Genomic DNA, 21,134 nt, shown 5'->3' with positions numbered 1-21,134 from the left:
AGCTTGAGAACCCTATCGGTATTTGTCCAGGTCAGTAAAACTCTGAATCTCACACTTGTGGCTGAGCAGTTGGGCCTGCCGAAATCCACAGTCAGCAAGGAAATATCCCGGTTGGAGTCCCATCTGAAAGCAAAGTTACTGGACCGCTCAACCCGTCGGGTTGAGTTAACTGAAGTCGGTGCTATTGCTTATGAGCGAGCACTTCAATTGGTGGAAGATTTTAAAGCCCTTCAGCACGATGTGCTGGTTATGGAGCAACAGGTACAAGGGCTCCTTAAAGTTTCTGCCCCACCCGCTCTTGGCGAGTTTCTCTCACAAAAGGTCTTGCCCCCATTTTTGAAACGCTGGCCCAAAATTACGGTTTCTCTCAACCTTACCTATGACTTCGAGGATCTATTTGCCCAGGGTATCGACTTGGCTTTCCGAGTAGGAGAAATTCAGGACGACCGCCTAATAAGCCGCAAGCTCGGCCACTCCACCAGGGTTCTTGTGGCCAATCCAGAATATCTGGCAGTGCATGGGGCGCCCCAACTTCCTGAAGAGCTGGCGGGTCACAACTGCCTTCGATTTCAATTCAATCCGGGGGAATCGGAATGGACACTGACATCTGCTAACTCAACCATCAACTTATCCGTAAGCGGAAATTTCTTTTGCGCTAACATCCAGGCATTAAAAAATGCAACGTTGAATGGGCTCGGCATCGCCCAATTGCCAATTAACAATATTGTTGAGGAATTGGCTGGCGGGCAGTTGGTAAAAGTGCTTCCAGAATGGCATGTACCACCAATGAACATTCATGCCGTATACCGAACCGGATTGAACAAACCGAAGAAACTCGCGGCCTTGCTCGATTTCCTTAACGAGGAGAAGGGCCTCTTCGAGTGGAGTGTGTAGTTGCAGATTTCATCGCCACCTACCACCTTTATAGTTCATTTACTTTATGGTGCATTTGCTTGGTTCGCTTGAGCCAAAGTATCCCTAAGGTGACCTGGCAGAGGGATTTTGACCCTGTCGGAGGCAGATAAAGTGACATAGGTAATGTTCGCCGTAAAAGCCGGTGCCCCACTCTCCAGATAAGCCTCAAGCTGGAAGCTAAAAGAGTGGTTGCCAATATCTGAGATAGAAACCTGAATTTTTAACTCCTGATCCCAAGTCACAGGGGTCAGGAATTCCAAGTTGAATGCTCTTACCGGAGTTATAAAGCCCAGCTGCTTCATCCTTCTAATGGCTGGGCCGTCAAACAGGACAGACATCGCTTCGTGAGTTGCCTCCAGGGCAAAGTCGGAAAATCTTGGGGTATATACAATACCCGCAGGGTCACAATCACCGAACAATACCTTGCGTTTAACGGTTATCATCTGGCCAATCCTGAAAGTCCAAAGCAGCATTGCTATTGTATGGCAAGGTACCTGCTCTATTCCGATCAAACAGAATTACCAAATCCATCATCCTGCACGCCCCACTTGCTTACGCTTAGTTACTAGAGATAGACAAGAGCGTTACTTCCGGCGGAACTAGGAATCGCACAGGTAAAATACTGGTCCCTACTCCAGGGCTTACATACAGGTTTTTTCCACCTTCCTCGATATGACCTATCGCATAACGTTGCCCGTAACGAGAGGGAACTATCGGGCGCCCAATAAATGGCAGGTAAACCTGTCCTCCGTGGGTGTGCCCAGCAATAGTCAGTGAGATTTGCTTCGGTAATTCTGGAAATATATCGGGATTGTGCGTGAAAGCCAAAATGCTCTCAGCGGTATCAATGCCATCCATCGCTTGTGCGATATCATGTGGCCCCTCCCAAAAATCACTGAGACCCACCAGGCGTAACTTACAAGCGCCACTATTCAGCTTTGCTGATCGGTCTTCAAGTACCGTAATCCCTCGATCAGCGAATGCCTTCTCTACCCGCTTGGCATCAAGCCACCAGTCGTGATTTCCCAACACTGCGAAAACGCCCATGGGCGCTTTCAATTCCTCCAGTATCTCGGCAACCTCTTCGGGAGAAACAAAAGAGCCACCTGCAACGCCCTGGATAACAAAATCACCTGGTAACAAAATCAAATCAGGCAAACTCGCATTTACTTCATCAACTAACCACCGAAGGCTATCAACCCCTTTATACGGAGAGCCCACATGTAAATCAGCAAGGATGGCCACCTTCTTGTTATTACAGGCTTCTGGCCAGGAATCAATCGTTATCGTCTGCTCTCGGATTCTGAAACTATTTGGCTCTGCAAAGAAAGCCCAAATAGAGATGGTTAGACCAATGATAAAAAGTATTGCGGAAATGTTACGACATTTGCTCAAGAAATAGACTCACTCAATGACCCAAACCTACAACACTTCAGGCTACAGTACGGTATCTACTATTTAGGGATACTCTGAAAAACCAGCCTTTAGCGTTACATCACGCTTCACATAACTAAAAATAGCTACTTTTTACTCGAAATCGTGCTTTCTATATACAGTTATCTCCATTTTTACTGCCCTAGATCCGCATTTAGCGGACTTGTCGAAGTTGGAGCGGAGATAGTAGTGGCATCTATAATGGTGCCTTCACGCAGCGCCATACCATTCTCAGCAAGATGGATATTGCTTTCCCTAAATAGAGTTGTACTCAGCTGATTCGCTCCATCATTACCCTTGTCATACTGAATCAAAATGGAAAAGAAAAGACAAATTCGATCGGGCTTGAGATTAAACTGCTCAATCGCACTAAGTCTATAGGTCAAAGGCTAACCAGCCCAGGTTCAGCTTGCTGCAACTGCTCACTACTCTCGATATCCAGCAACCATTCACAGCCGCTTCAACAATAACAGATCCCGGTTATTAAAATAGTTATACAGGGTTTTGCTAGAAACTTGACTGACCTTGACGATCTTCTCCATGATCAGCTCTGAAGGGTCATGGCTTTCCAGTGCAGCGCTAGCAACGGATAAAATCCTTTGTCGACGCTTCTACTGATGAATGGACGAGAAAGGGCCTCATTTATTGGTCAAATCAACAACACCTGAGAATTACAGCACCTGAGAGCGCCTAATTATTATAGTTTTCCCGAGTTGTACACATGACTGTAAAACCAGGCAATACACTCTCTAAAACGCTATATAACCCTACTATTTCTCCGTTAACAGGTCGTCAATAAAACCATTCATCCGCTTTAGGGCCCATTCGTTCCTCCCGTAATTGATACGCTCCAGCGCACCGTTATTCATGGAGCGCTGAACACCCTCTCCTAGCTCAAAGTCCTCATTCAACACCGCTACAGTAATATCATGGTTACGCTGCCAATGATCCCGCATGGTATCCCGCAACTCAGTCGGAACCAGTGTGGTAACAGCGATGGCCGTTTTATCGAGGGCCAGGGGCCTGAACTGCACCCAGTCAATATGCTGATGCTGAATCAGCAAGGCCGAGGTAGGAAACAATGAATACAATGTATGACTGCATTCTCGCAGGGATTGTTGCTCGACGGGTTTCTCCACCACCGTAGCTAAAGCCTTGGTCGGCATTACTACCCGTAGATGGGGTCCCAGGGCATCGATGACCGCGGTGTTGTTATAAAAATAAGGGCCAATACTCTCGCTGTGGGCATAGGAAAAGTGGTAGGTTTCAATACCGCCCTCTGCCACTATTTTCCAGTTTGTGTTCCAAACCTTGCGATGTTGCGCAAACACAGAGAGCTGATCGAGCTGCAGGGCCGCTAGCGGCTGCGACATACCCTCCAGAGCTTCATCCAGGTCTGGAGCCGAAGCCCCATCAGGGCAAAGCCAAATGAATCCATGCTTTTCTTTAACAGGCAGTTCGAGTAGGCCATTGTCTGACTTATCAAGATCAGGAAAGCACTGTTGCTTACCAGGAACCGAGGCCAACGCGCCATCTGTGGTATATGACCAGGCATGATAGGGGCAGTGAATGCGTTTTGCCTGCCGGCATTCTCCCTCCCCTAGTAGTGTGGCACCGCGATGACGACAGCTGTTGTGAAAGGCATGCCATTGGCCTGAAGCATCGCGACTGACAATCAAAGAGCCGAGTGGCGTCTCGACCGCTTTGAGGCTATTCGCTTCAATCAGTTCAGAAGTATGTACCAGAGGCCATGGCCAACGACGATGAATATGCTCCATCTCAAGCTCGAACACCTCTTTGCTGCGGTATCGTCGTGTATCAGCGTTGGCCGTCTCATCCGCTAGGGTTGTGGTTTTATCTTGTATCAGTCCCCAGCATCGCTGGATAAGATCGAGCTCTGTTTGTCTGTCCATACTCCATCCCTTGCGTTATGGCAATCAGAACCTACCAATCGGTAAGTTTATTGACAGGCTACCTACCAATCGGTAAGGTGTCAAGCTGTCTAGCCAGACCATATTGAAGCTCAATGAAGACACGAGAAAAGTTACTTCTCAAGGCCGAAATTCTCTTTTCTGAGAGAGGTTTTTACGGAACCAGCATCAATGATGTCGCCGCCGAACTGACTATCAGCAAACAAGGGCTGCTGCACCACTTCCCCAGCAAAGAAAAACTCTATGCTGCGGTACTTGAATCCGCTGTTACCCATCTGGTTGAGGACCTGAAACCCAACATTGAGCATGAGCTAGCTCCCAGAGAACAGCTGTTGAACTTATTAAACGTACTGGCAGCACCCGACAAAAGAACCCACCGCGTTATTCTTCTTCTGATGCGAGAGCTGTTAGATAATAAAGAGCGCTCCGAACACGCCCATCAGTGGTTTCTAAAGCCCGTTCTCGATCATCTAGAGGGACTGGTGAAAGCGAGCCAGAAACAGGGACACTTTCAAGAGATAAAGCCGCTTGCCTTTATCTACCAATTACTTGGGGCCGTTCAATATTTTTTGATATCTGAACCCACCTTGAAAAAGCTCTACTCTGCAAAAACCTTCAAGACACTAAAAAAACAGCACCTGATCGAACTGGAAAGATTGATCACGAGCGCTTACTAATCACGACAAAAGGCTATACTGCCTCTATGTAGGGTAAAGGCAAGAGAAGCAGCAGACTAGGCTAGGCGGTAACGCTGAGCTTCCCTCATTGCGATACCATTCTGAAGCGCTATCAGCATCTGAGTAATAAGGGCTTTAACGGTTTTTCCATCATCTAGACGTATGCAGAACCATGCACCTTCTAAACCTGTAGGCATCGATATTATCGAAGAAAAGCCCATCTATTCGCTGGGTAAATTTGTGATTAACTGGAACGGTCTCATTGCCCTTAGCCCCACCTTATAACCTGGTTAATATCACTGGCCTCCCTAAAAAAATCAGGAGCACTTGGAGCACCTTAGGGAATTTTAATTAAGAGATCTTAGTCATGAACCTCTGTAGCTTAGTTTTCCGAAATTAAACCCTTCAAACTTGGGAATCTGTTTTAGCATAGAATTCGAGATCGCTAAGCATACGCATGACTTTACAGGTGCCTGCAGCTTCCAGGTCGATACATTGATCTCGTAGTTACTACAAACTTTGCCGAAGTTGTACCTACAGATCCATTTGATCCTCAATATGGCGGATAGGTTTTATCAACCAGCTCATTGATTTCCAGGCAATTCTCAATTGGCTGCACTTTGAGTTCGAGCAGATTTCGAGTATCTTCCAATGGCATGCCCAATGAACGGCAGTGGCGAATGCAGTGAAATTGCTTTAAATGAGCTCCAGAATAAAGTTATAAATTATCCCTGGTCCGCACAGGTTCCGGTAACGAGTCCACCTGATCGTAGTAACGCACTGCCTCCACTTCACAGCTGGCTTCGCCAATCATATCGGGCATGCAGGTGTCCCCTTGACTCTATAGTTACTAGAGGGATAGTAATAATGGCTCACCTTTTGAGCTATCCGAGAGTTGACTATGGAAAAGCGCGATACTGGCTGCGGTTGTGAAAAGCCCACAGAGCCACTCGAAAGACCCGGCAATAGTACAGTCAATAAAGAAGGAGAATCTTCCCTGTTCTCCATTGGCAAGATGGACTGCCCAACCGAGGAAAGCCTGATACGCGCCAAGCTTTCCAGTATTCAGGGGATCTACAGCCTCGACTTCAATCTGGTACAGCGAATCCTGACGGTCGGCCATGCACCTGGCATGGAGCAGACGATCCTGGATGTATTAACGCCACTCGACCTGGATGCCAGGCTGGCTACCGAGGAAGATACCGAGGGTGCCCCTCCAGCCGCTAAGGCCAATTGGTGGTTGCTTGGTGCCGCAGCCGTTGCAGCTCTGGCATCAGAATTGGCGTATTGGCTGCAAGGCGGTAATACCTGGTTAGTATTTGTATTGGCTCTGGCTGCCATTGCTGGCGGTGGCCTCTCCACCTACAAAAAAGGATGGATAGCGCTTAAGAACCTCAATCTGAACATGAATGCGCTCATGTCAATTGCGGTCACTGGCGCCATATTAATTGGACACTGGCCAGAAGCGGCCATGGTAATGGTGTTATTTACCCTGGCAGAACTGATTGAAGCAAAATCTTTGGACCGCGCTCGAAATGCCATCCGGGAGCTACTGAGCCTAACCCCGGAAACAGCCACTGTACGGCAGGATGATGGAAGTTGGCGTGAGATCGGCGCAAAAGAGGTACCTTTAGGAGCCATTGTCAGGGTAAGACCTGGCGAGCGTATCGCCCTTGATGGGGAGGTTGTAAAAGGCAACTCTGCAGTTAACCAGGCCCCAATTACCGGGGAAAGCTTGCCTGTAGACAAGACGGCCGGCAATGAACTTTTTGCGGGGACCATTAATGAATCTGGCGCGCTCGAATACAAAGTAACCGCTGCCGCTAATGATGCTGTCCTGGCCCGGATTATTCATGCGGTAGAGGAGGCCCAAGGAAGCCGCGCGCCGACGCAGCGCTTTGTCGACCAATTTGCCCGCTGGTACACACCCCTCGTGTTTGCCGTAGCCTTAGCCACAGCGTTAATACCCCCACTCTTTTTCGGCGGCGCTTGGATGGAGTGGATATACAGGTCTCTGGTATTGCTGGTAATCGCCTGCCCCTGTGCTCTGGTAATTGCGACACCGGTCACCATTGTCAGCGGCCTAGCGGCAGCAACCCGTCACGGCACCCTGATTAAGGGCGGTGCCTATCTCGAGCAGGGTCGTCGCCTGCGCTGGATTGCACTAGATAAGACCGGCACCATTACCCATGGCAAGCCCGAAGTAACCGACTTCGAACCCTGGTCAGGTGCTGAACCTGACGAAATCAGAACTATAGCTGCCAGCCTGGCCTCACGTTCTGATCATCCTGTCTCAAAAGCCGTCGCAGAATATCTCAGCGCAGAAAACGCAGAGCTACATGAAGTTGAGGCTTTTGAAGCCCTGGCCGGCCGGGGTGTTCGCGGCGAAATAGCTAATATGGGGTACTATCTGGGGAATCACCGCTTGGTAGAAGAGCTTGGGGTCTGTAGTCCGGATCTTGAACAGCTGCTTAGCAAACTTGAATCCCAGGGCAAAACAGTCGTTATGCTGGTGGGAGAATCCGGAGTAATGGCTTTGTTCGCAGTTGCGGACACCGTCAAAGAGTCCAGTCGGAAAGCCATTGAAGAACTCCACGAATTAGGGGTGAAAACCCTAATGTTAACCGGTGATAATCAACATACTGCCGACGCCATCGCCCGCGAAGTAGGCATCGATCGAGCCGAAGGCAACCTTCTTCCAGAGGATAAACTGCAGCAGGTGGAGTCCCTGGCCGGTCATGGCAGAGTTGGTATGGTTGGGGACGGAATCAATGATGCACCAGCACTGGCGCGAGCCGATATCGGCTTTGCAATGGGAGCTACAGGTACAGATACCGCTATAGAAACCGCCGATGTTGCCTTAATGGATGACAATCTTGGCAAAATTGCTGGTTTTATACGCTTGTCACGCACCACGGCCCATATACTTTGGCAAAATATTGTCCTTGCTCTCGGCATCAAAGCGATATTTCTTATCCTCGCCTTTGCTGGAGAAGCTACCATGTGGATGGCAGTGTTTGCGGATATGGGTACCAGTCTGCTGGTGGTATTCAATGGATTGCGATTGATGCGGAAGTGACCTGCTGTAGAATCCGATATACAAACTCGGCTTAGTAATATGCTTTAAACTTCATCCATCCCAAAAGCTTAGGGACGGATGAAGTTTACCCTTCAGGAGTTAGTTTATGACTCAACGTCAATAAACCTTACCTCCCCATTCTCTGTTGCTGTGGATGTAATAAATACCTGGCTTCCACTTATCCTTCCTACAGAAAGACATTGTCCAGAGATATTGGTATAAATGCCCGGGTCACCTTCCGGAGGATTATTATCAGACCATTCACAACCGTTAGTGCTTAATATATAGATAAATCTCTCGCCATATAGGTTTAAATTTGAATTATCAAAAGAGAACAGTTGAACCTGCTCACCCTCCGCGTAGTCTGCTCCAAAGATATAGATTGACGCATTCTGGTAGGACAATAGAGATCTTGTGGGTGAGTTACTAGTGCTATAAATCGTTGAGCTATCATATGCATGAGCAATTGATGCCTGTCCGCCATCTAATACTACGCGACTGGTATTCCTAGCATTGACCGATACTATCTCTCCACCCAGCAGAAATAATTCTGAATTGTTAAATACCTGAATAGAGCTGGTAATCTGGCCTCCTCCCATGGTCACAACTGTTGTTTGCCCAGAGAGGCGAACTTCATGCAAATAAGCTCCCTCTTCAATTACATACTCGACAGTTGGAAAGTTACCATTCAGGTCCAGTATACAAGGCTTACTTTCATCACCGGGAACACAAATATAATCAATATATATAATTTCTTGACCAGATACTGAATGCCCCAATTTATATGAAGCCAGGATACCCTCAGAACTTTGACCAAAATCAAACTTTGAATAAAACGATTTAGCTTCGCCTGATAAGACATCAAAGGATAGCAATAAGACAAACAATAAAATAAATATATTAGCGCCACCTCTATATTTCTTACTCATCGAATATTCTCCAGAACAGTAGGCATATAATTGACAGTATGAATATAGAGAAGTAAGGCCGCATTTCAATAATGGACTCAAAAATTTTTATTTACATCAAAAAATACAGCGCTTATGCCTCTAAGAATTAGGGAGCACTCAAAACAAGACAGCTTTGACTTCAAGATAGTAAAATTTGGATCACCGCTCAGGATAACCAAAATATAATCGTGTATCTTTTTACCAAGGATTCAAATCACTGAAGCTTAGTATAAGCATCTTGATTACTTAACAACTGCCCCCTTATCAATTTTTATTCCCAGTGGTTTTACTAATGTATTAAATATCGCCCGTTGAAATTATCGTGCCATTAAAATCACTATAACAGACAATAAAATTTTTGGAGGATATCGATACTGGCTGTCTAGAGATAGCTCGGCATTCGACAATTAAATAAAGCAAGCCCAAAGTTCTTATTTAGCTAAACCGGTATTCGTTGTTAGTAGCCTAACGCCAGCAATTTGTAATAAGATTAAGCACGCCGTCGATCTCGGCAAGATCATCTTCTGTGTTGAAGTGTACGGCCAGTACCATTACCCATGGCAATCTCGAAGTAACCGACTTACAACCTTGCTATGGAGCTGAATATCAACAAATCAGAACTATACAGCTATCAGCCTGCCGCTCAGAGCATCCGTTGTATCAGCAGGCGGGACGCTAATGGAACCTATAAATTTGGACCGCGAATGGTAACTTCGCACTAGTCCAAAAGCTATACTGAGTATTCTCTCGCAGTGACAGAAAAACCTGGAGTACATATAAAAAAGCCTGATCAGCAAAGCTCACTGATCAGGCCATTTTACCATGAAATAAATCTTATAGATAAGCTAACAGATAACATTTAATTAATTTTAACTGCCTTAATATTCTCTATTCTCTGTGGAAACAATTGAATTGATCTCATCAATGATAAAGAAAACCCTGGCCCTTCTTTATCCAGCTCACTTGCCGGCAAATAAAAATGCCGAACTGCATTAGAGCGGTATAAGGCTGAATCAAGAATATGCCATTGGCCTTTATGCCATACTTCCGCCCAGGCATGGCCAAAAGACGTTACCTGTTCTTTATCTTCAAGTATTACGGTGCCTAAAACAACTCTTGCAGGAAGATTTAATGATCGAGCAAGTGCAGTAGTAAGCACTGCATACTCCGTACAGTCGCCGCTACGTTGGGTAGCCACCACTGAAGCTATATTAAAGCCATGGATATATGTAGGATATTCAATATAATCATCTACATATGATTCTAGCTCTGTTAATGTCCAATTTTCACTGACTCCACTTGTAAAGCCGGAAGTAAAATCCTTTGTACTCTCCTCATCCAGGTCAATTACAAAACTATTCTCTCTATGTTTTGCATGAACTTCACCAAAAAAGTTCGGCTTAGTTCTCATGGTAATAAACAAGGACTCACCTTTAATGTGCTCAACAGTGATGCCCTTCCAATCCAACAAAGCTGTAGCAATCCTTTGTGCCTCTGGTGAAACTAGCTCAAAGTGAATAGTATCAGCAAGAGGCAGAGACTGATCAGTTGCAAGCTCTGTGCTCAATTCAGCAAAGGATGGAACACTCTGTGCATTTACATCAAGTGCCAACAAAGTTAATAGGAGCGGAAAAAACTGCTTCATGGCAGTTTAGGCTCACCTTTTACATGCAGTAATTCCATATCCAGCACAAGCGGCCCTTGCTTCATAGTTCCCTGCTTGAAAATCCCACTGTCTTCAGCGGTAAATTTCATAACAATCGGGCCTATATCCATTTTAAAGTTTGCACTGGGGTTATCAGCCAGCTTGCTTACCAGGACTTTTTGTGCTGATGTAGGGTCCGCATCAGATAGCCACATATAAAATTCAGCAGAATCCTGATCTGACACGTTTAAGTGGGCTGTTTGAAGATAACTACCAAAGTTTGACAATAACATACCGGTATAATCCAGTTCAGAATTGATCTTTTTGCCCTGGAATTCACCTCCTACCAGCCACTTATCATTTTGGTTCTTAATTGAATAATGTGAAGTCAGCTCACCATTATCAATTGAATATTCTGAAGCATTAATTAAATAACCATCCGGCCTACTCCAGGAAGAAGATACAAAGTCTGAAGCGGATATAGAGCTGGCATCTACTGGGAAAATAAAGGCGGCTCTGCTTTGAATATTGATATCACCTTCATCATCTGTAGTATATTTTTCATAGCTATATCCAACAGATATATCATTAAGCTTCATCTGATGAACAGACTCAAAGAACTCCGCACTTTGATTGTTTCCTGTGGATACGCCTATAAATGATTCAAAAACATCAACAAAAGCCTGGTGGTATCCCATTTGATTATGCAGACAGACCTGTAGGTTCCCATCAACTTCCGCTGACAAGCCCTTCATTAACCCTGCTACAGCTTCACTTTTTTCGCCAAGAAAATAAAGGGTATCTAGTGATAGATAAGGTGTATTCTCGGTAATGCCGACATCAACAGCATAGTTAAAACGGGCTGAAAGTGATTTATTATTAAGCTCTTCAGCCTGAGCCAGGCTGCTATCAATCAACCCATAAAGAGAATTTGCTGGGCCATCATATTCATTAAAAATATAACACTCAATTGGGACAGAGGTATCAATATCAATTAGGTAATACCAGGTTCCATCACTATTTTTTGAAGCCGCAACCTTACCTAAAATTTCTCTTTTGAAATTAAGACTTTCAACTTCAAGTGAAGACTTATTATCAACAATTTTATCTTTCAGCATCTCATCTTGAATCCAAGATGGAAGATTATCTAAACTTAAAATTCCCCATGAACTACCCGTTTTATCATTCCCATTAGGCTTTGAATCCTCTGTATTTTGTGTAGCAGAGCAGCCAGCCAGCAAAATAGCAGTAGTAATAGCTGGCATTAGTTTGATGTTCATACTTAGTTCTCTATTTTAGTTGTATTTAACTAGTTGTTACTCAAGTAGTAGAAATCACTTATGAGTGAAATTCGTACAAACTTGAGTGCGGCTATACAATGTATTGCAAGCAATCTTACCATCTCGCAGGATAAGATTGTATTTGAAGTTCAGGAATTACAAGATTGAGGGTACATTCAAAGGATGCCTAGCAAGAAAGGGGGTCGCCAATAGTTTATATAGCTAGCAGAAAATATCAATCCGACTCTCCCAGCCCAACTTTGTTAGGCTAGAATTCCAGGGTAGTAATGTTTCATAGCTCTCTACAGACTGATTGCGTGGAACTTTCCAAGTACTTCCACATAATACTTATATGTAGCAATACCGTAGATCTTGGCTATTTGCAAAATAGCTAAAGTGTAAGTACAGTTGAATCAACCCCTTCGAGTGAAGATACTTACAGGTAGTTTTTTCGATACCTTACGAAGGGTTTGATTTTTTATTCAGTCAAATTGGTTTCGATTTCGGTGCGGCCACCCTTCAAAAGCTCATAAAGTCCTTTCCAGTGCTTTAGGCAGTATTCTATGGCTTTACTGAGTGGAGACTTGTGTAGTAGCTTTGATTACTTTTCATCTAGCCTGTTTTACTGATAGCCGCAATCGGCCTGGACTCCTCCTGTCGTAAATCACATCACTGCTTTGCAGTTAGCTATCACCTTCGGCTTTTGAATCTATCCGATATAGTTTCCTATAAAAGTACATAACCTGCTTGGCCAGTCCGCCTGTTCTGTGTAGACTTGGAAATTGGTGCAAATTTGCGTCGAGTGTGTGTACTACAATGACTTGGGTTAATCGTCTCTTCGCGGAGCAAAAGCTCTACAGCATTGCAGCCATTCATCCTCATTAAAAATGTAATTGTCTTTTTAACTTGAGCGTATAGGAGTATATCTTTAAAAGAATTCACAAAATATTTAATTTGTTATGCCCAGATACGCTTTCCTCAAGAAATACCCGCTTTTTGAAAGCCAACAATACCATCTAGCTTAATAAAAGATGTAGAGACCAACCCCTTTCCATCTTTTGATTTAGCTGGCACTTATTTGATATATTGTGTGTCGCCGAATAGGATTGTTTTATAATTACTCGCAAAAAGTGAGTAACTTACTTGCTCTCACCCAATCCTATTAGACAATAAAGATTCTGTAAAAATTCAAACCGTTATTTAATTAGCAGCACTAACAACTCAACTTTAAAAAGAGCTTATGAGCACTCTATTAGCTGACGACTTCCTTCAAAGCCCGCCTCGCCAAGTAAGCAACAGAAAAAATTACTGAAAACTGGCCACTCATTTGTAAAGCAAACTTTGGCCAAAAATCTATTTCTTCTGTGAACAGAGATAAGATTAGATTCCCTGGAAATAGGAAGACTCCAAAATACTCCCAACCACCACCGACAATAAGCCAGTTATACATGAAGGTCACCACGCCAACTAATAAAGCTAGCAATCCAATAGCCATTGAAAACGTAATATCCTTATTCATGCCTTTCTCTTAACTGTAAAAAAGTGAGATTTATATTACGCAATCATAACATCACTTTCCGCCCACAACCTCTTTCTTGATATAGACGCCCAATCGTTTTGCAAGACGAACCAAATTTCCTCTATCCATAGAAAGCAATTTTGCAGCTCGACTCCAATTCCCATCACAGTTAGTCAGCGTATGCTTTATAAGATCGCGCTGATAATCCTCGGTCGCAGACCTGAGATTCACAACTTCCAGCGATGGTTGAGCCGGTTTATCAAACTCTGGCTGTGCCATGATATCGTCAGGAATCTCTATATGCGCAGCGGTTAACGATACAATCTCTGACGGAGAGGAGCCCTTTCTGGCCTTCAAGGCTGCACGACTAATGATATGCTCCAACTCCCTTACATTCCCCGGCCAACCATAACGCTTTAATTTACGTGAGACCTCTGCCGACAATCTGAGTTGACGAAAGCCCAGCTTTCTACGGGACTTTTCCAGGAAGTAATCCGCCAGTAACAGAACATCATTCTCTCTTTGTGATAAGGGTGGAACTTCCAGTGGATATACAGAAAGACGGTGATACAAGTCGGCCCTGAAACCTCCGTCTTCTATTTCCTTCAACAGCTCCCGGTTTGTTGCAGCAACTATCCTGACATCGACATGCTGGACTGTATCTTTACCGACCGGCTGGATTTCACCGCTTTGCAGCACCCTCAGCAATTTACTCTGTACAGCTAAAGGTAGCTCGCCCACCTCATCAAGGAAAATAGTTCCACCGTTCGCCAGAAGAAATTTACCTGGCCGCTCGCGATCCGCCCCCGTGAAAGCGCCCTTTGCATGTCCAAAAAGCTCTGCCTCAGCCAGAGTCTCCGTTAAGGATGCGCAATTGAGGTAAACAAGTGGTTTTTCCCTGCGAGAAGAGAGCCTATGTACAGTGCGAGCCACTAACTCCTTGCCGACACCTGTCTCTCCAAGGATCAGGACGTTGTAGTCAGAACCTGCTACCAGCTCAATATCACTGCGCAGGGCTTTCATGACTTGGCTCTCTCCAATGAGCTCCCCACCATCTCGTAGAAAAGCCTCCTGTGTCAGTTCTTTTACCAACTGTTCTGCATGTTCTGCAGAAAGGGAAAGCTCTTTTAATTCCAAAGCTGTTTTTAGTGTTGCTGCAGAAAGGGCTGCTATCAACTCAAGGGTTCTGTCACTAATTTGGCCATAAGCATCTGAAGCCATGCTATCGAGAGTTAGCAAGCCCACCAAGTGGTTATCAGAATACAGGGGCAAACCCATGCAAGAGTGCACCGGCAAGTCCCCTTCCCTATCCAGTAGTAAGCCATCAAAAGGGTCTGGCAAATCACAATCTGATGGGAAGCGAACTGGATTTTCTGAGGCACAGATCTGGGCAAGGCGCGGATGTTCATTGACTACAAAACGGCGGCCAAGCGTTCTTCTGGCAAGCCCTTGTACCGCCAGGGGGGTAAGTACATTCTCATTTAACCCCAATAGGGCCACGGCATCACACTTGATGGCTTTGCGGATAGTAGAGAGCAGGCGTTCAAAGCGGTCGCTGTTGTTCAGGCTATTAGCCAGATCCAATGCGACTTCCAACAGGAGATTGGCGTTGATATCTGTCATACATGCATAGGTCCATATGATCTATTGAGGTCATTATGACACATAAAGTTATCAAGTCATAATGACATGTTAAAACCGAAAAAAATCTTCAACTTATTGATTTATAAGCATTTTTATTTTTGGCATGGGGCTTGCTAGTTATATAGCGAAACCAAAATTGCCATAGAGGTTAAAAATGCTCGACACTGAAAACCCTGTCCTGCGCAGACGCTTCGAACTTCTGCTCAAAGCTGGCAATCTGACCCTTCTACTGTCAGTTCCTTTTTTGATAGTAACTGTCGTTATCTGCTACCCCATGTCCCACTATTTCTCCCTTCCGGCACAAGTCGCTGGCCATATCTTTATGGTGATCAGCGCGACACTAATAAAAATCGGATACATAAGCCGCTGCGTCGCACAATATAGCCTCTCTTTAGAGGTGAAATAAGTAGCCGCTTTCTCACTTATTGGCTGAACGCAACTATCAGCAATTTTTACAGGCATTGGACTAATGCCTCTGTTTCGGATTGTCCACGATAAATTTTCCGTTAGATGTATATAGGAGCAAATCATGTTGACATCTAGAGAAATCAAAATTGTTAAAGCCACAAGTCCAGTACTCGATAGTGCAGGTGTAGATATCACAAAGTATTTCTACAATAGAATGTTCTCCTGCAATCCTGAGTTAAAAAATATATTCAATATGAGTAATCAGGAAAGTGGTAAACAGCCATTTGCCCTCTTCAGTGCCATATCAACTTTCTCAAAGAATATTGACAACCTTCCAGCCCTGGATCCGTTAATTGAGAGGGTTGCTCAAAAGCATACCAGCTATTTTATTCAGCCTGAGCAATACGAAATCGTAGGAGACCATCTGCTTGCCACTCTCGTGGAGGTTATGCCGGATACATTCACCTCAGAAGTTATTGATGCTTGGCAAAGAGCTTATAACCTATTTGCGAAGTTACTAATAGAACGAGAATATGAACTCTATGACTTCTCAAGAAATACCCTCGGAGGCTGGCATGGCCCCAGGCAGTTTATTGTAGAGGATAAAACCGTAGAGTCTGAGCTGGTTACCAGCTTTCTCTTAAGACCAGAGGATGGAAATGGTGTAATTGATTATCAGCCTGGCCAATACCTGGGAATTCGGGTAAAACCTCCAAAACATGAATACCTTGAGATCCGTCAATATTCACTCTCCGATAAACCCAATAGTGCAACCTATAGAATCAGCGTAAAAAGAGAAAGCCAGCCTAGAGATGGTATTGTCTCCTCTTACTTACATGAAACTGTGGAGGTTGGGGATATCCTGGAGGCCTACCCACCAAGCGGCGCATTTTTTCTAAAAGACTCAATAAAGCCAATTGTATTGATTTCTGCAGGTGTCGGCCTAACTCCTTTGCTCTCCATGCTGGAATCCATACATGAAAAAGAGCCAGACAGGAAAATTACGTTCTTGCATGCCTGCGAGAAAGAAGAGCAACACTCGTTCAAGGAACGACTTGCGGAACTATCTTCAGTCAATTCAAACATAAAACACTACTACTGGTATGCTTCAGGCGCTAAAGGAAACAGCTTTTCCGGACTTATGCATCTGGATTTTATCCGGGAACAGCTGCCCATTACCCAGGGCGATTTTTATTTATGCGGCCCAACAGGTTTCATGAAGAATATTAAGGAACAACTTATGGAGCTAGGAGTTGATTCCGGTAGGATATTTTATGAAGTGTTTGGTCCGCATAGTGATATATAGAAAATAAAAGTAAAGCATAAAATCACTTTTGCATTCTAAACTATACGATTGCTTACAATGGCTTCATCTGTTGGAACTCGCTAACCAGGCAGGCTACCGCCAGGTGAAGTCTTGAAAAGCCGACGTCATTAGAGCGGACAGACTAAAGCTTAAAAACTCTCTCAGCATTCTTATACAAAAAAAACTCCGATACCTCTTCATCCAGCTCCAACAGATGCATCTCTTTCATGCAGGCTTCCGGTGTCAGCATCGGGTAGTTAGTGCCAAACATCACTTTATTCTTGCCATGGGCCTTCATAAATGAAACCAACTCTTTGGGGTATCGCTTAGGTTTATATGCAGAAGTATCTATATACACATTTGGAAACTTGGTGGCGAAAGCGATCATCTCGTTATGCCAAGGATAACCTATATGACCACAAACTATCTTCAAATCTGGGAAGTCAAGCGCTACTCTTTCGATATGAATAGGCCGACCGGATTCAGAACTGCGTAAGGGGCCTGTGAGCCCAACTTGCAAACAAACAGGTACATCCAGCTCAACGCAAGCGGCATACAGTGGATAATAAAGGGGATGCGTACATGGAAGCTCCCACAGCCACTGCACGATGCGCAAGCCCTTAAAGTCATGCTCACAGACATATTTACGTAACTCTTGAACTGCCTCTATGGGGTTTCTCAAATCAACTGAGGCAAGCCCAGAAAATTTGTCTGGGTGAGTCGAGGTTATTGCAAGAACTTCTTCATTACTAATCAATGCTCCGCTAGGACCATACCAAGCAGAGATAAGCGCCTTGGAGACATTCGCTGATTCCATCGCCAGCAATGTCCACTCCAGAGGCAACTCTTCAAAGTCTTGTCGTGTCCACCTCTTCAATGTATCTAAAAAGGGCTCAGAAAGAAAACGCTTTGTTGGATGCTGAGCCCATACATCAATTACTGTCGTCATAGTAGCAGCTCCCTTATATTAGGTTTGCTATTAAGTATTCTATGGAGTCCAATGCTTCCTTGCATAATCCTACAAAGTTTGTAGTGCGGTAAAAGTACTAAACCACATCATTCATAGTTACAATATCTGCCTACTTATAGTCGTTAACTAATTGGCCATTTGATGACTGTTGAAACTGAGGATGTTTATCCTCAATATCGTAAAAATCAGACTTTTCGCTGACAAATATATGCCCCATGGTTTTCAACCCGGTTGGGCCATCCAATGATCCAGCAATAATTCCAGTTGCATCAAGCTCATACGGCTCCCAAAAAAGCCCTGAGCCACACTCCCGGCAAAACCCCCTGCGAGCAATGTCTGATGTTTTATACCAAGCTAACCCGTCATCTTTTGTTATCTTAATATTAACTTTGCGAGCTTTTGTGTGGGGACCAAAGTTTCCATGTAGCTTTTGACACATATCACAATGACAGTTTACTACGTTTCGCAGCGGCCCTTTCACCTCGTATCGTACAGCTCCACATAAACAACCACCGACTGAAATTGCATTTTCATCAATCATATAATTTACCTGTATATATGTAGCACCACAATTAACCGGGAAAATTCAATTAAGTATATCCTTTGATACCATTTACCACTTCATTGGTTAAAATGGTTTATCCAAAGTGTAAACACAACCCAAATAGACCGCTCTATATACAGCCAGAAAGAATAATAACCTAACAGAAGTAGCAACCGGATTTAGCAATAAGCTTATTCAAATCACCTATTTTTCTTTTCCCTTTAGAATGCTATTTTTGCCGCGCTAAAAGCTAAAATGAATAATGGAATATTGGATAAAAAGAAAATAACAAAACGAATTTCAATCTTATTCCACAAGACCTGGACAAGACTATGAAGTATCCGCAATCCAACATACAGCCAAGAAGCAATAACATTCACCTCTGTAGCTCCATCAAGGAAAGTTAGAGAAAGCACAATGGCATAGAAGACAGTAGGCTGCTCCAGTAGATGATTGTAATTATCCGCTTTCCAGCGAACTCTTGGCGGAAGTTTCGACATTTGAGTGCCAACTGGTGCCTCGGGATCTAACTTCATTTTCATAGCGGCAATAGCTGGCAATCTCGTAGCGTACATCCATAGCCACATTACCAGAGACCAAATCACTAGCGCTATTATCGGCTGAATTAACTGAATATTTGCTTCCATGATCTCTCCGGCCATCCTCTAATTCACAAATTTATCATTTACTTAATAACAACATTACTAAACAAACACCAAAATTGTATGGCACTATTCCAACCAGAACAATTACTAGTTATCCGCATCTCCAGTTTGCTGGTCTATTTATCCATTGAAGACCAACTCTCTTATATTGCTAATCCTTTAATCATTAATATACTGAGCTATACCAAGTGTTGCGAGGTAAAATTAATTATTTTGCTCTTTTAAATATGCTTCTCATAACCGGCTATAATCGTAGTGCTCTGCACTGATAACTCGAAGTACTTTTCCTTTATAGTTCGGTATTCAGGGTCGGAGAAGAATTTGCTCATCATCTCTTCAGTTGGAAACCTGATCGTAAATACGCGATTAATCTCCAAACTGCTTTCAGACTTCAACACCTCTGACACCCTGAAATCATATCCAAATGAGCCATCATACGCTTCTAATATAGGCGTCATCGCATCGCGATACGCTTGGTAAATATCATCATTACTTACTTCCAGGCCTACTAACATCTCATACATTATACTTACTCCAAATCTAACCTCAGATCACCGTCAGGCCTTTTCCCATTATCATAGGAACCAATCATTTATCTTCGGCCGACTCTAAACTCCGCTCCTGCTCATCGGCAGATATAGTACTATCGATCCAGTCTATATAGTGAGAGATGCGAACGTTATTTCCTCTATCGCCATAACGCCCACCGTGATACGTGCGCAAATCCCTGTTGCTGGAAACCCAAGCAACAAGACCAGCAAGCTGCCATCCTTGTTCTTCCTCGATAAGAACCGGGCTGCCACTATCGCCATTGCCAGCCATACCCTCAAGTGAAACAGCAGATGCTGGCGAATCAAATGTGTAGGAAATCCAGCGCATATCAACACTGGAGATAACATTGAAGGCTCTACGCAAAGAAGTTCGATGTGGGCTATTGGGTTTTGGCCCCTCTTTACCATTACCCGTGCTTCCCTTGCCGATTAACTGGATAGTCTTACCAAGTTCGTCATTGCCACGATAGAGAGGGATTGGCTCCACATCATTGATTGGCTCTTCCAACTTGATTAACGCAATATCATCTGACATTGCGAGGAATTCCTGTAACTTAATGCCTTCACCTGTAGCTAATGCCTCTTTGATAAGGGCTTCGGGAAGCATTTTGTGCCCAGAATGAACGAATACGGACGCAATTTTACGCGGCCGGCTATTAATATTGATCTCCTTAGGATGTTTCGAACAGGTCACATGTGCCGCGGTAACAACCCACTGAGGAAAAATCAGGACCCCGTGCCCTTCTCCTGGAAAGTCGGCCAATGCTGGCAGTATTGAGGTGGGTACTTGGTAATTCTCATCTTCAATATCATCACGGATAACAATGGCACTGACAGTGGATGACAGGGAAAACAAAACTAAGAAAATGTATTCCTGTACGTACTTCATTTTTTTCACATCCATATTTTCTACTTCGTCTCTATCAAGGCGGCTATTAAGCTTACTCGAAGACTCACTCTTTTCCCTAAATTTTTATAACCAACTCCACTTGACTGGGAACCCACCATACTTAGTACAAATTGTTCACAAGTTGATATATAAAAATAACTATCTATTTAGTATCTTCTAAGCTATTCATAGCCTTGGGAACTTCGAATTTTTATACTCGAAGAATATTTTCTTCTACAGATGAATAACCTACCCACGAATAATATTGGCTTCTAAGTTAAAAATTAAATATTTATTTATCGATACATATTGTCTGGCTGACTCCAGATTGAATTTTCATACGGTGCACAAGTACCATCCAGGTCAGGTTATAGTTAAACCCTCTTAGCTTAAACGCTTCTTAGGAAGGAGTTGCTGCAGGTGAACAATGCGCGAACAGACTAAGCTCCTTGACATCATTGTTTACGCATCTCGTAAGGCTCAAAGCCCTTTCCAGGATCTACAGCTCTTTTCCTCCTGAAGTAGCCCCAAGCACCTTCACCTGCACGAGGATCTTCGGAGGACCATAGATAGAGGCTGCCCCGACTTTTAATTATGAACATTGGTATCGAGATCGATTTTACCCCTGGCATTGACCTTTACCCTGAATAAAAGCCGCTTCTCCACCTATAATTTAATTTTAAGCTAGTTAAAAGGTGGATTTTTAACTACTAATAGCATATAACTT

At 44.1% G+C, this 21,134-nt stretch carries 20 protein-coding genes and 1 pseudogene; 4 read left to right on the top strand and 17 right to left on the bottom strand.

All coding sequences use genetic code 11. The features are described from left to right. Positions 1 to 3 precede the first annotated feature (3 nt). Positions 4 to 894 (top strand): LysR family transcriptional regulator, encoded by an 891-nt coding sequence (locus ABWV76_RS05075; RefSeq protein WP_353375413.1) that lies wholly within the window; start codon positions 4 to 6, stop codon positions 892 to 894. Positions 895 to 938: 44 nt separating this feature from the next. Here ABWV76_RS05075 and ABWV76_RS05070 read toward each other — a convergent pair whose 3' ends face one another. The 5 genes from ABWV76_RS05070 to ABWV76_RS05050 form a co-directional block, all read right to left on the bottom strand. Further along, positions 939 to 1,358, bottom strand: coding sequence for an acyl-CoA thioesterase (locus tag ABWV76_RS05070; protein WP_040629508.1), 420 nt, complete (start codon positions 1,356 to 1,358; stop codon positions 939 to 941). A gap of 115 nt (positions 1,359 to 1,473) precedes the next feature. Further along, positions 1,474 to 2,310, bottom strand: a complete 837-nt coding sequence (locus tag ABWV76_RS05065; protein ID WP_353375412.1) for a metallophosphoesterase — start codon at positions 2,308 to 2,310, stop codon at positions 1,474 to 1,476. A 173-nt stretch (positions 2,311 to 2,483) separates the two neighbouring features. Continuing rightward, a complete protein-coding gene (locus ABWV76_RS05060; protein ID WP_020415391.1) occupies positions 2,484 to 2,735 on the bottom strand; it encodes a hypothetical protein in 252 nt (83 codons plus the stop codon). A 63-nt stretch (positions 2,736 to 2,798) separates the two neighbouring features. Then, complete coding sequence (locus ABWV76_RS05055) at positions 2,799 to 2,945, bottom strand: TetR family transcriptional regulator (RefSeq protein WP_083922857.1); 147 nt, start codon at positions 2,943 to 2,945, stop codon at positions 2,799 to 2,801. 174 nt (positions 2,946 to 3,119) lie between these two features. Beyond that, positions 3,120 to 4,262 (bottom strand): aromatic ring-hydroxylating oxygenase subunit alpha, encoded by a 1,143-nt coding sequence (locus tag ABWV76_RS05050; RefSeq protein ID WP_353375411.1) that lies wholly within the window; start codon positions 4,260 to 4,262, stop codon positions 3,120 to 3,122. Between the two features lie 113 nt (positions 4,263 to 4,375). On the opposite strand from ABWV76_RS05050, the gene ABWV76_RS05045 reads away from it, so the two are divergent. Then, positions 4,376 to 4,957 (top strand): TetR/AcrR family transcriptional regulator, encoded by a 582-nt coding sequence (locus ABWV76_RS05045; RefSeq protein WP_353375410.1) that lies wholly within the window; start codon positions 4,376 to 4,378, stop codon positions 4,955 to 4,957. A gap of 553 nt (positions 4,958 to 5,510) precedes the next feature. Here ABWV76_RS05045 and ABWV76_RS05040 read toward each other — a convergent pair. Beyond that, complete coding sequence (locus ABWV76_RS05040; RefSeq protein ID WP_353056927.1) at positions 5,511 to 5,639, bottom strand: MerR family transcriptional regulator; 129 nt, start codon at positions 5,637 to 5,639, stop codon at positions 5,511 to 5,513. Positions 5,640 to 5,858: 219 nt separating this feature from the next. Here ABWV76_RS05040 and ABWV76_RS05035 point away from each other — a divergent pair, with 219 nt between their 5' ends. Next, complete coding sequence (locus ABWV76_RS05035; RefSeq protein WP_353375409.1) at positions 5,859 to 8,036, top strand: heavy metal translocating P-type ATPase; 2,178 nt, start codon at positions 5,859 to 5,861, stop codon at positions 8,034 to 8,036. Between the two features lie 104 nt (positions 8,037 to 8,140). Here the strand turns inward: ABWV76_RS05035 and ABWV76_RS05030 are convergent, their stop codons facing one another. The 6 genes and pseudogenes from ABWV76_RS05030 to norR all read right to left on the bottom strand — a co-directional run bounded on the left by ABWV76_RS05030 (position 8,141) and on the right by norR (position 15,053). Further along, positions 8,141 to 8,965 (bottom strand): hypothetical protein, encoded by an 825-nt coding sequence (locus ABWV76_RS05030; protein ID WP_020415384.1) that lies wholly within the window; start codon positions 8,963 to 8,965, stop codon positions 8,141 to 8,143. Positions 8,966 to 9,845: 880 nt separating this feature from the next. Beyond that, positions 9,846 to 10,631: a transglutaminase domain-containing protein gene (locus ABWV76_RS05025; protein WP_353375408.1), complete on the bottom strand. Its 786-nt coding sequence runs from the start codon at positions 10,629 to 10,631 to the stop codon at positions 9,846 to 9,848. Then, a complete protein-coding gene (locus ABWV76_RS05020) occupies positions 10,628 to 11,911 on the bottom strand; it encodes a hypothetical protein (protein ID WP_353375407.1) in 1,284 nt (427 codons plus the stop codon). Before ABWV76_RS05020 ends, ABWV76_RS05025 begins: the two co-directional genes overlap by 4 nt. 478 nt (positions 11,912 to 12,389) lie before the next feature. Beyond that, positions 12,390 to 12,497, bottom strand: a pseudogene (locus tag ABWV76_RS05015) (IS66 family transposase); the annotation flags it as partial. Between the two features lie 666 nt (positions 12,498 to 13,163). Continuing rightward, the gene (locus ABWV76_RS05010) at positions 13,164 to 13,430 is read right to left on the bottom strand and encodes a hypothetical protein (RefSeq protein WP_020415381.1); all 267 of its coding nucleotides are present in this window, start codon (positions 13,428 to 13,430) and stop codon (positions 13,164 to 13,166) included. 51 nt (positions 13,431 to 13,481) lie between these two features. After that, positions 13,482 to 15,053, bottom strand: coding sequence for a nitric oxide reductase transcriptional regulator NorR (gene norR / locus ABWV76_RS05005; protein WP_353375406.1), 1,572 nt, complete (start codon positions 15,051 to 15,053; stop codon positions 13,482 to 13,484). 550 nt (positions 15,054 to 15,603) lie between these two features. Between norR and hmpA the strand changes: the two genes are divergently transcribed. Beyond that, complete coding sequence (gene hmpA / locus ABWV76_RS05000) at positions 15,604 to 16,788, top strand: NO-inducible flavohemoprotein (RefSeq protein WP_282950623.1); 1,185 nt, start codon at positions 15,604 to 15,606, stop codon at positions 16,786 to 16,788. A 142-nt stretch (positions 16,789 to 16,930) separates the two neighbouring features. Here the strand turns inward: hmpA and ABWV76_RS04995 are convergent, their stop codons facing one another. The 5 genes from ABWV76_RS04995 to ABWV76_RS04975 all read right to left on the bottom strand — a co-directional run bounded on the left by ABWV76_RS04995 (position 16,931) and on the right by ABWV76_RS04975 (position 20,407). After that, positions 16,931 to 17,737, bottom strand: coding sequence for an amidohydrolase family protein (locus tag ABWV76_RS04995; RefSeq protein ID WP_353375405.1), 807 nt, complete (start codon positions 17,735 to 17,737; stop codon positions 16,931 to 16,933). 130 nt (positions 17,738 to 17,867) lie between these two features. Then, positions 17,868 to 18,299 carry a GFA family protein gene (locus ABWV76_RS04990; protein ID WP_353375404.1) on the bottom strand — a complete coding sequence of 144 codons (432 nt, stop codon included), beginning with the start codon at positions 18,297 to 18,299 and terminating at the stop codon, positions 17,868 to 17,870. A 224-nt stretch (positions 18,300 to 18,523) separates the two neighbouring features. Next, positions 18,524 to 18,949: an MAPEG family protein gene (locus ABWV76_RS04985; protein WP_282950626.1), complete on the bottom strand. Its 426-nt coding sequence runs from the start codon at positions 18,947 to 18,949 to the stop codon at positions 18,524 to 18,526. Between the two features lie 239 nt (positions 18,950 to 19,188). Next, on the bottom strand, positions 19,189 to 19,491 hold the full coding sequence (locus ABWV76_RS04980; RefSeq protein WP_353375403.1) for a DUF1330 domain-containing protein: 303 nt from the start codon (positions 19,489 to 19,491) through the stop codon (positions 19,189 to 19,191). A 64-nt stretch (positions 19,492 to 19,555) separates the two neighbouring features. Next, the gene (locus ABWV76_RS04975) at positions 19,556 to 20,407 is read right to left on the bottom strand and encodes a S1 family peptidase (RefSeq protein WP_040629505.1); all 852 of its coding nucleotides are present in this window, start codon (positions 20,405 to 20,407) and stop codon (positions 19,556 to 19,558) included. Between the last annotated feature and the right edge of the window lie 727 nt (positions 20,408 to 21,134).

It is taken from the genome of Microbulbifer sp. NBRC 101763 (genome assembly GCF_040371615.1).
GTDB lineage: Bacteria > Pseudomonadota > Gammaproteobacteria > Pseudomonadales > Cellvibrionaceae > Microbulbifer > Microbulbifer variabilis.
This window is presented reverse-complemented; position numbering and strand designations above follow the sequence as displayed.